Source organism: Lentzea sp. NPDC058436 (assembly GCF_042721515.1).
GTDB lineage: Bacteria > Actinomycetota > Actinomycetes > Mycobacteriales > Pseudonocardiaceae > Lentzea.
On record NZ_JBHXLF010000001.1, the window covers coordinates 201,393 to 213,821 of the forward strand.

9 protein-coding genes are annotated in these 12,429 nt (G+C 71.0%); 6 read left to right on the forward strand and 3 right to left on the reverse strand.

The window, feature by feature from the left end:
• The first annotated feature begins 25 nt into the window (after positions 1-25).
• A complete protein-coding gene (locus ACFWN2_RS00915; RefSeq protein ID WP_382424020.1) occupies positions 26-1,282 on the forward strand; it encodes an FAD-dependent monooxygenase in 1,257 nt (418 codons plus the stop codon).
• Here ACFWN2_RS00915 and ACFWN2_RS00920 read toward each other — a convergent pair.
• On the reverse strand, positions 1,275-3,071 hold the full coding sequence (locus ACFWN2_RS00920; protein ID WP_382424021.1) for an NAD(P)-binding domain-containing protein: 1,797 nt from the start codon (positions 3,069-3,071) through the stop codon (positions 1,275-1,277). The genes ACFWN2_RS00915 and ACFWN2_RS00920 overlap by 8 nt on opposite strands.
• A gap of 97 nt (positions 3,072-3,168) precedes the next feature.
• Between ACFWN2_RS00920 and ACFWN2_RS00925 the strand changes: the two genes are divergently transcribed.
• Positions 3,169-4,338 (forward strand): transcriptional regulator, encoded by a 1,170-nt coding sequence (locus tag ACFWN2_RS00925; protein ID WP_382424022.1) that lies wholly within the window; start codon positions 3,169-3,171, stop codon positions 4,336-4,338.
• Here ACFWN2_RS00925 and ACFWN2_RS00930 read toward each other — a convergent pair.
• Positions 4,335-6,095 carry a hypothetical protein gene (locus ACFWN2_RS00930; RefSeq protein WP_382424023.1) on the reverse strand — a complete coding sequence of 587 codons (1,761 nt, stop codon included), beginning with the start codon at positions 6,093-6,095 and terminating at the stop codon, positions 4,335-4,337. The two genes, ACFWN2_RS00925 and ACFWN2_RS00930, sit on opposite strands and share 4 nt — an antisense overlap.
• A gap of 123 nt (positions 6,096-6,218) precedes the next feature.
• Here ACFWN2_RS00930 and ACFWN2_RS00935 point away from each other — a divergent pair, with 123 nt between their 5' ends.
• Complete coding sequence (locus tag ACFWN2_RS00935) at positions 6,219-7,388, forward strand: hypothetical protein (RefSeq protein WP_382424024.1); 1,170 nt, start codon at positions 6,219-6,221, stop codon at positions 7,386-7,388.
• 51 nt (positions 7,389-7,439) lie between these two features.
• Here the strand turns inward: ACFWN2_RS00935 and ACFWN2_RS00940 are convergent, their stop codons facing one another.
• Positions 7,440-8,291 carry an alpha/beta hydrolase family protein gene (locus ACFWN2_RS00940; RefSeq protein ID WP_382424025.1) on the reverse strand — a complete coding sequence of 284 codons (852 nt, stop codon included), beginning with the start codon at positions 8,289-8,291 and terminating at the stop codon, positions 7,440-7,442.
• Positions 8,292-8,477: 186 nt separating this feature from the next.
• On the opposite strand from ACFWN2_RS00940, the gene ACFWN2_RS00945 reads away from it, so the two are divergent.
• The 3 genes from ACFWN2_RS00945 to ACFWN2_RS00955 are packed head-to-tail and all read left to right on the forward strand — an operon-like array spanning position 8,478 to position 12,389.
• Positions 8,478-10,856 (forward strand): LuxR C-terminal-related transcriptional regulator, encoded by a 2,379-nt coding sequence (locus ACFWN2_RS00945; RefSeq protein WP_382424026.1) that lies wholly within the window; start codon positions 8,478-8,480, stop codon positions 10,854-10,856.
• Between the two features lie 22 nt (positions 10,857-10,878).
• Positions 10,879-11,292, forward strand: a complete 414-nt coding sequence (locus tag ACFWN2_RS00950; RefSeq protein WP_382424027.1) for an acyl-CoA thioesterase — start codon at positions 10,879-10,881, stop codon at positions 11,290-11,292.
• Positions 11,289-12,389 (forward strand): zinc-binding dehydrogenase, encoded by a 1,101-nt coding sequence (locus ACFWN2_RS00955; RefSeq protein ID WP_382424028.1) that lies wholly within the window; start codon positions 11,289-11,291, stop codon positions 12,387-12,389. The genes ACFWN2_RS00950 and ACFWN2_RS00955 overlap by 4 nt, the downstream gene beginning before the upstream one ends.
• The last annotated feature ends 40 nt before the right edge of the window (positions 12,390-12,429 follow it).

Sequence of the window (12,429 nt, forward strand, 5' to 3'; positions counted from 1 at the left end):
TCAGTGACCAAGGAGAGTGGGAGTCATGCACGACGTCGTCATCGTGGGCGCCGGGCCGACCGGGCTCTGGCTGGCAGGGGAGCTGAGGCTCGGAGGGGCCTCGGTCGTGGTCCTGGAGACCCGGCTCGAACGGGACGTGAACTCCAAGGCGCTCACCATCCACCCCCGCACGATCGAGATCCTCGACTGCCGGGGCGTGGTGGAGCCGTTCCTGGCGGAGGGCCTGCGCATCCCGAACGGGCACTTCGGCGGGCTGTCCGACCGCATGGACTTCTCCGTGCTGGACACGCCGTACCCGTTCACGCTGGCGCTGCCGCAGGCCCGCACCGAAGAACTGCTGGAGCAACGCGCCGTCCAACTGGGCGCCGTGGTGAGGCGCGGGTGCCGGGTGAGCGGCCTGGCCGGTGCCGGTGTGGAACTGGCCGGTGGCGAGGTGGTCGAAGGGCGGTACGTCGTCGGCTGCGACGGCACCCGCAGCACTGTCCGGGAGGCCGCGGGCATCGACTTCCCCGGCACGGACGCCACGACGTGGGGCTGGCTCGGCGACGTCGTCCTGGACTCCCCGCCCGAGCGGGGGTTCGCGAGCGTCACCGGCCCGGACGGCGGACTGATGGTCGTGCCGCTGCCCGGTGGCGTGCACCGGATCGTGGGCGGCGACCCCGTCACGAACCGGCCGGAGTGGCCGGGTGAGCTGACCCTCGACGAGCTGCGCCGCACGGTGAAGGCCATCGCGGGCACCGACTTCGGGATGCGCGACCCGAGGTGGTTGTCGCGCTTCGGGAACGCCACCCGGCAGGCCTCCGCCTACCGGTCCGGCACCGTGTTCCTCGCGGGCGACGCCGCGCACATGCACTTCCCGACCGGTGGTGTCGGCATGAACGTCGGCATCCAGGACGCGCACAACCTCGGCTGGAAGCTCGCCGCCGTCGTCGCCGGACGAGCCGACGACTCGTTGCTCGACACCTACCACGACGAACGCCACCCGGTCGGCGCGGATCTGCTGCGGCACACCAGGGCCCAGACCGCGCTGATGACGGCCTACTCGGCCGAGGGCCAGGCGTTGCGCGCGGTCGTGAGCGGGCTCATCGCCTCCGCGCCGGACATGTCGCGCGAGCTCGCCGAACGGCTCTCCGGGCTCGACGTCGCCTACACGACCGGCAGGAGGGTGCCCGACCAGCCGCTGCCCGACGGCGACACGCTCTTCACACGGCTGCGCGGAGGCGGTCACGTGAAGATCGGGCCGGGACTCGTGCGGCCGGACGGGCACCTCACCGTCAGCTGAGGTGGTGCACCTCCTGCAGTCCGTAGACCGGCGTCGGCAGGCCCTCGAACCGCGCTTTCAGCTGCAGCGCCAGGAAGAGCGAGTAGTAGCGCGACTGGTGCAGGTTGCCGCCGTGGAACCACAACCCCGGCTGCTGGGTCGGTTTCCACATGTTGCGCTGCTCGCCCTCCCACGGCCCGGGGTCCTTGGTCGTGCCGGAGCCCAGGCCCCAGCACTTGCCGACCCGGTCGGCCATCTCCTGCCCGGCGAGGTCGGCGACCCAGCCGTTCATCGAGCCGTAGCCGGTGGCGTAGACGACGACGTCGGCCTCCAGCTCGGTGCCGTCGGCGAGCACGACGGCGTTCTTCGTGAGGCGGTCGACCTGGCCGCGGACCAGCTTGATCTTTCCGTCCGCCACCAGTTCCGAGGCGCCCACGTCGATGTAGTAGCCGGAGCCGCGCCGCAGGTACTTGAGGAACAGGCCGGAGTCGTCGTCACCCCAGTCGAGGTCGAAGCCCGCCTTCTCCAGCCGCTCGTAGAAGTCCGCGTCGCGCTCCTTGATCCGCTGGTACACCGGGATCTGGAACTGCGGCAGGATCCGGTAGGGCAGCGAGGCGAAGATCGTGTCCGCCTTGTCGGTGGTGACGCCGGCGGCCACGGCCCGTTCCGAGTAGAGATCACCCAGCGCTATGTCCATCAACGAGTCCGAACGCACGATGTGCGTCGACGAGCGCTGGACCATCGTGACGTCGGCGCCGTGCTCCCACAGCGCCGCGCAGATGTCGTGGGCGGAGTTGTTGGAGCCGACCACGACGGCCCTGCGTCCCGCGTAGGCCTCCGGTCCGGGGTGCCGCGAGGAGTGGTGCTGGTCGCCCTCGAAGAGCTCCGCGCCGGGGAACCGCGGCACGTTCGCCTTGCCGGACATGCCCGTCGCGAACACGAGCTGCTTCGGGTGCAGCGTCACGGTCTCCCCGTCGCGGTCGACCGTGACCGTCCACTGTGCACCGTCGAAGGTCGCCTCCTTGACCTCCGAACGGGTCCAGTACGGCACCTCCATCACGCGCGTGTACATCTCCAGCCAGTCCGCGATCTTGTCCTTGGGCGCGAACACCGGCCAGTTGTCCGGGAACGGCAGGTACGGCAGGTGGTCGTACCAGACCGGGTCGTGCAGGCAGAGGCTCTTGTACCGCTTGCGCCACGAGTCGCCGGGCCGGTCGTTGCGCTCCAGCACCAGCGCGGGCACCCCGAGCTGCCGCAGCCGCGCACCCAGCGCGATACCGCCCTGCCCACCGCCGATCACCACCACGTACGGCTGCTCCGCGTACCCGAGCTCCGCCTGCTCGCGTTCACGTTCCTCTGCCCACGACCGGCGGTCCTCGATCACGCCGTGCCGCACGCCCTTGGGCCGCGTGTACTTCTTGAGCTCCTCGAACCCCTTCAGCTCGTGCAGGCTCGTGAGCAACGTCCACGCACCCTCGTCGTTGAGCCTCAGATGCCCGCGGCACCGCCCCACCGCCGTGTCGAACTCGATCCAGGCCTCCACGACCCCGTCGGCCTCGGCCGGCGTCTCGGCGGTGCGGAAGTGCTCGGGATCGGTGCCGTCCAGACAGGCGCTGAGCAGGTCAGCGACCCCGTCCCGCCCCTCGACGGTCTTGATGTTCCAGGTGAAGGCGACCAGATCGCGCCAGTAGCTGTCCGTCGCGAACAGCCCGGCGGCCGCGTCGACGTCACGAGCCTTGAGCGCCGCCTCGAACTCCCCGAGCCAGGCGTCGACCCTCGCCTGCGCCGTGCGATCCATGGTCTGCGTCATCGCGGCTCCTCCTCGCTCGTCCTGCCTGCATTCACCTCCTTGCTCCAGGTCGGCGAAACCGTTGCACCGGATTGCACGCCTGGTTCATGCTCGACACGTGAGCGTGCCCAGGGCAGTGCCGCCCGGTCAGCACCTGCCCACGTATGCCCGTGAGCTCGTGCGCATGCACGACGCGGTCATCGCGGGCAGCCGCTCCACCCTGCGCCCACGAGCCCTGGTGTCCCGCTCCTGGAACCGCGTCCTGGACCTGGGCCTGCGAGCCGACGACGTCAACACCCGCAACTGGCTCGGCGACGCCGAGACGGGCCGCCGCCAGTCGGAGTCACCGCTGCGCGAGGTGGTCCCCGACCTGCGCACGATCGTGGGATCCCTCGCCGACGCCTCCCAGTTGCTGCTGGTGGTCACCGACCACGAGGGCGTCATCCTGTGGCGCTCCGGCACCCCCGCCGTCCGCCGCCGCGCCGACGCCCTGGGGTTCTACGAGGGCGCCGACTGGACCGAGGGCCGCGTCGGCACCAACGCGATCGGCACCGCGCTGGCCGAGGCCGCACCCGTCGAACTGCTCGCCGGCGAACACTTCGAACAGGGCCAGCACCCCTGGTACTGCACGGCCACACCGGTGCACGACCCGCGCACCGGTTCGCTGCTCGGCGTGATCGATGTGAGCGGCCCGGCCCTGACCCTGCACCCGGCCATCGGTGCCCTGGTCGAGACCGGGCGGCTGCTGGCCGAGTCGCGGCTGTGGCGGTACCACCAGGAGCGGCTGGAGCGCCTGCGGTCGGCGGTCCTGCTCACCGGGCCGTCGCTCGTCGTGGACGACCACGGGTGGGTGGCCGCGTCGCACGGGGTGGCGGTGGGGTCGCGGATCGCGGTTCCCGTGGCCGGCCAACCCGTTGCTGTGCCCGGGTTGGGGGCTTGTACGCCCGAACGTCTTGCGGGCGGGTGGTTGATTCGTCCGTCCTCTTTGGATCGGACCGTGTCGTTGGAGCTCGACCTGACCCGGACTCCGCAGGTGCGGTTGTCCGGTGGTGATGCTGACTGGCGTCGCACTGTTACTCGGCGGCACGCGGAGATCCTGGTGTTGCTGCACCGGGCCGGACGGGACGGCTTGTCCGCGGACGCGTTGAGCCAGGCGTTGTACGGCGATGCCGATCACGTCGTGACTGTGCGGGCCGAGGTGTCGCGGTTGCGGCGGTTGCTGGGGGCGTTGGTGGAGACTCGGCCCTACCGGTTGTCTGCGGACGTGCGGATGACCGTCGTCGGCTAGCAGGTTCCCTTTGCGGCGCCCGAAACCTGCTTCAAGCCGAGCAGGGACGCCTTCGACCCGTCCCAGTGGATCCGGCCGGTCCACTGGCGCAGGCAGAACGATGCACCCTGGTAGGAGTCCCACGTGAGCGACACGTCGCCGTCCGCGATGGTCATCCGGCTCACGGTCGAGTGCTCCGCGTCGGTGATGACGTCGCCGAGGTCGATCGAGCCGAGCACCTTCGGCCCCGGCCCGTAGAGCACGACGTGGTTGGGCCAGCCGACCCCGCCGCGGGAGCACTGGAAGACCGCCGCGGCGTCCTGGGTGCCGTCGCCGGTGAGGTCGCCCAGCACGATCGTCTTGGGGAGGAGCTCGACCAGGCCGTCGTTCGCGGGGATGCCCGGCAGCGAACCCCTGACCAACTTGCCCGCGGGGTGCTGGCACATGCTCGGCACGGGCGCCGAGCTGAGTTCGGCGGCGCTGACCGGCTTGCCGCTGCCGTTGAGGGCGATCTTGAACTTGTCCGTGCCCGTCAACGACATCAGTGCACCCTGCAGTCCGCCGAACACCAGCGCGACCCCGCTCGACAACACCAGCAGCACGAAGCTCGCGGCAGTGGAAAGCCCGCCGCCCAACGCCTTGGCCATCGGTTCGAGACACGTCAACGCGGCCTTGGCGAGCGCAGCCACCGCGTCGGCACCCGGCTTGGCGTCGAGCTTCGCCGCCTCGACGGCGTCACCGAGACAGCCGAGCGCAGCGGCGTTGTCGGTCACGGCCCCGAGGTCGACGTGGAACAGCGCCATGATCGCCTGCACCGCGAACACCAGGTCCATGACGAGCCACGTGCCGACGTCGACCTGACCCTCGACGGTCGCGGGCAGCGACGACACCGGGAACGTGTACTTCATGCCGCTGCCGGGGATGAGCAGGCCTTCGGCGTACGGGCGCTTGGTCGCCAGCGCGTGGTACCCGGCGAGCACCGCGGCCTTGGCCGGGTCGATCGCGGCCTGGGGTTCGAGCGTGGCGGACGGCGCGGCGCGCACCCGCCACGGCAGCGGGGAGCTGCTGGTCAGCTCCACGGTCATCCGGCCGTCCCCGACCGTGACGCACGGCCACAGGACCGGCTTGGCGGACGCCGAGTAGTCGCCGTCCATCGTGATCTTCATGCCGGACGGGTCGGTGGCGGGCACCCCGGCGCACTCCGGTCGTGCCGAGGTGATCCCCAGCGCCTTGCCGACGAAGTCGTCGACCACCCGGCCCGCCGCGCGGAGGTCGACGAAGGTCGGCCAGAACGAGCTCAGGTGGTCCGTGGTGGCCGTGATCGTGTTGGTGGCGGCGTCGAAGGAGGCAGGCACCAGGCGCGGCTCGGACCCGTCCGACGGGGTGGTGACCAGGACGGCGTGCTGACCCTCCGGCGGTGCACCGGTGACCGGGAACTTCAGTTCGAGGGGCTTCTCGGGCTGCCTGCCGCCCAGGGAGATCTCGATGCCGGCACCGGTGTTCGCGGTGATCGTCGAGCTCAGGCCGGGCGCGGACGCGGTGGTCGAGTGAGCGGTGAGGGTCGTGCCCTCCGGTGCCACGCCGGCCGGTCCGTGGATGCGGACGCCGTCGACGGTGAGGTCGACGCCGTCCTTGCCGACGGTGGCGGAGTTCGTCACCGACGAACTGGTGCGGAACCAGCCGTGCTTGATCGCGACCACGGCGGTCGTGGCGCACGCGAGCACCACGGCCACGGCGATCCAGATGGTCGTCCGGCGACGGGACTTCGAGGTGCTCACCCCTGCTTCATAGGACGGGCCGGTCGCGCCGTTACTCCGTTGGGCCGAACGAGTGGATCGGTGCAACGGACCACCGCACGCCGGCCACTTCGGGGTGTGCGCAGATACTTCACCCTGGGGTTCGTGGTCCTCCTCGTGGCGGGAGGAACCGGTGTCGCGGCGGCGCAGGACGGCGCCGAGGTCGAGATCTTCTGGGACCGCAACGCCGACGGCGTGCGGCAGAACGACGAGCCGCCGTACGGTCACGCGTTCTTCAACTCCAGCAGAGGGCCTGACGTCCGCATGCACTACACGGACGACCACGGTGTGGCGAAGCTCGAGCCGGGCGTGTGGAGCGTCGGCTACCCCTCGGACTCGCTGGTGGTCACGACGGCGGCGAGCGCGGAGGTCGCCTCTGGCGACAAGATGACGATCGGCGTGCACGGCGGCTCGATCTGCGGCACCGCGTGGCTCGACGAGAACGCGGACGGTCAGCGGCAGGACGACGAACGCCTGCTGGGAGGACACGAGATCCGGGCGCGCCACCCGGAGAACGTCGGGCTGGACCTCAAGACCACGACGGCCGACGACGGGACGTACTGCTTGCGCGACCTCCCGGTGAACCACTACCGGCTGACTTCCAACGACCGCCTCGGCGTCGACAAGACGACGTGGGGCGTCGCCCACTGGCGGGCCGAGGACGCGGACGAGGAGCAGTTGTCGAAGTTCGACGTGTCGAACGGGGAGTCCGCGATCCTCAAGATCGACACACCGGGCCAGGACATCAGCGGTGTCGACACGGCGTTCGTCCATGCCGGCGAGAACGTGGTGAAGCCCCTGGGGATCACGGTCGTGAACGAGGACGGCACGACCCACCCGCGCGATCTGAGGGTGGGGGAGCGGATCAAGGTGATCGGTGAGTTCCGGGCGACGGGTCCCGCCCACGACAGCTACCGGGGGACTCTCGGGCTTCCGGAGGGGTTGAAGGTCCTCGGGACGGAGGGCATCCCCGCGACGGTGAACGAATGGAACGGAGTCGAGGTCGGGTTCTCCGAACGGCGTGCTCCCGGGCAGGTCGAAGAGGTCGTCGTGTTCGCCGTGGTCGAGAAGGCGTTCGAGCACACGACGGTGACTCTCAGCGCGAACCGCGACCACGTGACGGTGCAGATCCGGGCCGTCGCCGACGCGCAGCCCGCGCAGTCCGCGCAGCCCGTGCGGCGGGAGACGGCGGTGCGGTGGAACCTGGTGGTGATCCCGGTGCTGCTGGGCGCGGTCCTCGCGGTCTGGTGGTGGCGCAGGAGGAAGACCGGGTGACGGGTCGCGGCGCCCCGCGCTCGGTCAGCGCCGCGACCCGTGCTCAGCCGATCAGGAGTGCGGGCACGTGTCCCGGTACTCCTCGATCAGCGTGCTGCGGCCCGGCGCCGGGCAGAGGAACTGCTCGTAGCGGGTGTCGTTGTCGATGAACCGCTTGAGCCACGAGATGCTGTACTTCGCGATCGTCGTGTTGTTCGAGTTCGGCGCGAAGTGCGAGGCGTTGTTGAGCTCCAGGTACGCCTTGTCCAAAGTGGACGGCAGCGAGTTGTAGAACGGTTCCGAGTGCGAGGAGACCGGGGCGACGGAGTCGCTCTCGGCGCCCACGACCAGGGTGGGGACCCGGACGGACGACCAGTTCTTGGTGGTGTGCCAGCCGGTGAGCGGGATCGCCGCCTGCAGGGCCGGGCGCTGGCTGGCGGCGCGGAGCGTGCCGCCGCCGCCCATCGAGTGGCCCATCACGCCGAGGCGGGACGAGTCGATCCTCGAACGGACGGTGCTCTGGCCGGTCAGGTAGTCGAGCGCGGCCAGGAGTTGGGACGCTCGGCTGTCGGGCTGGTCGTAGATCGTGTTGGTGTCGATCGTGAAGACCACGAAGCCCTGGGAGGCCAGGCGCGGGCCGAGCCAGGAGATGCTCGACTGCGTGCCGGTGTAGCCGGGGGAGATGACCACCGCGCCGAACGTGCCGGCCGACGTGCTGGTCGGGTAGTAGATCGTGCCGCCGCCGAAGCCGCTGACCAGGGACGACACCGAGGTCTCCGACACGGCGAACGAGCCGCGCAGGGCCTCGATGCTCGCGTTGGAGGGGGCGGGGCCGCGTTCGTAGGGGTTGTCGGCGGCCTGGGCGAAGGTGCTGCCCAGCAGCGTCAGGGTCAGTGCGACGGGGAGCAGGGTGCGGAGTTGCACGGCGTTGTACACCTCATTCGGCAGGGGGAACGGGGGACGACCTCGACCCTGCAACCCCGGTCACCGGGTCCGCATCGGTGCAACCACCGGTCTCGGTGAACAGCTTCGATCGAAAAACTAACGGTGGTAGGTGAATTTGGGCGCTCCCTCTTCCGGTGGAGCGGTTGCCGCCGTAAGACTGGGCCGATGCTGCGTGGCCGAGAGCGGCAACGCGTCGCCGTGGACGCGTTGGTGGACCGTGCGCGCGTTGGGCGCGGCGGGGTGCTTGTGCTGCGTGGTGAGGCCGGATCGGGTAAGACGTCGCTGCTCAACGCCGTGATGAACACTTACGACGCGTTGTTGTGCCTCGATGAACCTGAGCTTGATGACGACCTTCTGCGGCTCGCTCGGGACGTAGTAGGTACGCGGGCAGCACTGCTCATCACCACCGAGGGGGAGTCGGGCGGGCTGCCGAGCGTCACGCTCGACGCGCTGGACGCGGAGACGAGCGTCCGGGTGCTGCACGACCTCGTGCCCGGCCTGCCCGCCACCCTCGCCGCGGACCTCGCTGACCTCGCCTGCGGGAACCCGCTGGCGCTGGCAGAGCTCGCCGGTTCGCTCACGTCCGCGCAGCTCGGCGGCATCGCGCCGGCGCCGGACGTGCTGCCGGAGAACAGTTCGCTGCGGCAGCGGTGGCGGGCCAGGTTCGACTCGCTGTCCCCGCAGGCGCAGCACGTCGTGGCGCTGGCCGCGGTCGACGAGGAGGTCGACGCCGAGACGCTCGACCTGGACGCGGTGACCGAGGCCGGGCCGTTGTTCGACGTGCGCAGGCTGGTCCGGTCCGCGCTGCGGATCGACGTGCCGCTCGCGCGACGACGCCTGGCCCACGCCGAACTGGCGGAGACCCTGCCGCCGGGCGCCCGCCGCACGTGGCACCAGGCGGTCCTGACCCGTGATCCCGGGCTCGCGGACGTCCTGACCGCGCACGCCGAGCACGCCCGCCGCTGCGGTGACTTCGCGACGGCCGCCCGCGACCACGACCGGGCCGCGAGCCTCACGACCGATCCCGAGCAGAAGGCGCACCACCTGCTCAGGGCCGCCGCCGACCACTGGGCCCACGGCGCGCCGCACCGGTCGCGGGCCGTCCTGCGCACCGCCACGAAGATGACCGCCACCCCGGAGCTCAAGGCGCTGATGGACCTCGTCGTCGGTGGCATCGACCTCGGCGAGAGCCTCCCGGACGTGGCGGCGGACCGGCTGATCCGCGCGGCGAAGGGCCTGGTCGGCACGCGTCGCGTGCTCGCGGTGGCGGCGCTGGGGTTCGCGGGCGAGGCGGCCAGCATCGCCGGTGACCACCGCCGCTACACCGCCGTCGCCGAGTTCGCCAAGGAGATCCGCGCGCACGACGAGCCACCGGCCACGCGGCTCACGCTCGACCACCTCGTCGGCATGCTGGCGACGTTCGACGGCAGGCACGACGAGGCGTTGCCCGCGCTGCGCACCGTCGTCGACCTCGCGGACCAGGTCCCCGGTCCGCAGGCGCGGATCTGGGCCAGTCAGGCCGCCTACGTGCTGGGGGACGCGACCCGGTCGTTCGAGATGGCGACCAGCGCGGTGACGGCGGCGCGGGAGAGCGGGTTCACCGCGCTCGTGCCGTGGGCGCTGGTGTACCGGGCGCTGTCGGCGTTGCTGCTGGACCAGCACGCGGCGGCGTTGACGGCGGCGACCGAGGGCGTGCACGCGGCGACGGCCATCGGCCAGCACAACGCCGTCGTCGACCACCTGACGATCCTCGCGCTGCTGGCGGCGTTGCGCGGGGACTCGGAGACGGCCCTGGACCGCATCGACACCGCGACCGAGCAGATCACACAGCGCGGGCTGACGCGGCCGGGCACGTTCGGCGCGTGGGCGTTCGCGTGCGTCGACCTCGCCCGCGACCGGCCAGCCGACGCGCTGGAACGGCTCCGGCTGAACCCCGGGCACGCGGGCATCAGGGTGATGGCCGCGCCGCACGTCGTGGAGGCCGCCGTCGCCTGCGGCAGACCGTCCACAGCGGACAGAGCGCTGGAGCCGTACGAGAAGTGGGCCGGTTCAACGGGAAGCGCGGTGCGGCTGGCTCTCTCGCACCGCTGCCACGGCCTGCTGGAAAGCGGTACGGCCGACGAGCACTTCGAGGAAGCCATCAGGCTGCACCGGGCCAGCGGCACGGCATTGGAGCTCGCGAAGACCGAGCTGCTGTACGGCAATCGGCTCCGGCGCGGGCGCAAGCCCAAGGCGGCGCGCGAACACCTGCGCGACGCCGTGCACATCTTCCAGTCCTACCAGGCTGATCACTGGGTCGACCGGGCCCGCGCCGAGCTGCGCGCGGCCGGTGACTCCACGGGCGAACCGAAGAACCACCCGCGCCTGACGCCTCAACAGGCGCAGATCGCGCGCCTGGTCGCGGAGGGCGCCACGAACCGCGAGGTCGCCGCGCGGTTGTTCCTGAGCCACCGCACCGTCGAGCACCACCTGCGCAACATCTTCGCGCGGCTCGGCGTGCGGTCGAGGGTCGAGCTCACCAGGAGGCTCGACGACAGTGTCTGACCGGACAGCGGAGGATGGAAGTTTGCGCGAGAAGTACCGGCACTGGCAGCGGATTCCGACCCGGTGGGCGGACAACGACGTCTACGGCCACGTGAACAACGTCGTCCACTACGCGTTCATGGACACCGTGATCAACACGTGGCTCATCGACGCCGGGCTGGACATCCAGGCGGGGCAGGAGATCGGGCTGTGCGTGGAGTCCCACTGCAACTACCGCGCCTCGGTGTCGTTCCCGGAGGCGCTGGACGCGGGCCTGCGCGTCGGGCACCTCGGCCGGTCGAGCGTGCGCTACGAGGTCGGGTTCTTCCACGAGGGACGCGAGGACGTCGTGGCTGAGGGCCACTTCGTGCACGTGTTCGTGGACCGCGCGACCCGCAAACCGGTGGAGATCCCCGCGCATCTGCGCACGGCGATGGAAGGTCTGGTGGTGGCGTGAAGACGCGAGGCGCGGTGCTGACCGGGGTCGGCGGACCGCTGGAGATCGTCGAGCTCGAACTCGACCCTCCCGGTCCCGGCGAACTGCTGGTGCGCGTGCACGCCACCGGCCTGTGCCACTCCGACCTGTCCGTGATCGACGGTTCGCGGATCCGGCCGTTGCCGATGGTGCTGGGCCACGAGGCGGCGGGCGAGGTCGTGGAGGCAGGCCCGAACGCCGAGTTCGCGCCGGGCGACCACGTCGTGCTGTCGTTCGTGCCCGCGTGCGGTGCCTGCCGGCGGTGCGCGTCGGGCCGGCAGGCGTTGTGCGAGCCGGGAGCCGCGGCCAATCGAGACGGAACATTGCTGAGCGGGCAACGCCGCTGGACCCTCCCGGACGGCACGCGCCCGCATCACCACCTGGGCGTGTCCGGGTTCGCCGAGTACACGGTGATCTCCGACCGGTCGGCCACGCTCGTCCCGCCCGACCTCCCGCTCGACATCGCCGCGCTGTTCGGCTGCGCGGTGCTGACCGGTGCGGGCGCGGCGTTCTACAGCGCCGACGTGAAGCCGGGGGAGAAGGTCGCGGTGTTCGGGCTCGGGGGCGTCGGCCTGGCGGCGGTGCTCGCGGCCGTGACGGCGGGTGCCACCCAGGTCGTCGCGGTCGACGTGGTCGAGCACAAGCGCAAGCTCGCCCTCACGCTCGGGGCGACGCACGAGGTCGCTGGTGGCTCTGACGTGGTCGAACACGTCCGGGACCTGACCGGAGGCGGCGCGGACAAGGTCATCGACACCACCGGGGTCGCGGCCGTGCTCGAACAGGCCTACGCCGCGACGGCCGTTGGCGGCACCACGGTCACCGTCGGTCTGCCGCACCCGGATCGGACCGTCAGCCTGCCCGCGCTGAACCTGGTCGCCGAGGAACGCACGCTCAAGGGCAGCTACCTCGGCTCGTGCGTGCCGCGCCGCGACGTGCCCCGTTTCGTCGACCTCCACCGCGCTGGACGGCTGCCGGTCGAGGGCCTGCTGTCCGGGCGGCTGGGGCTCGGCGAGATCAACGACGGGTTCGCGAAGCTCGCATCCGGGGAGGCCGTGCGGCAGATCGTCGTGATGGAGTGATGCCCGTTTTCGCCCATTCGGGCATTTGTCGGGCAGGACA

Bases quoted from the DNA above. Each gene is read 5' to 3' on its own strand.
- ACFWN2_RS00945 (WP_382424026.1), top strand. From the start codon at position 8,478: ATGCTGCGTGGCCGAGAGCGGCAACGCGTCGCCGTGGACGCGTTGGTG.
- ACFWN2_RS00920 (WP_382424021.1), bottom strand. From the start codon at position 3,071: ATGACGCAGACCATGGATCGCACGGCGCAGGCGAGGGTCGACGCCTGG.
- ACFWN2_RS00915 (WP_382424020.1), top strand. From the start codon at position 26: ATGCACGACGTCGTCATCGTGGGCGCCGGGCCGACCGGGCTCTGGCTG.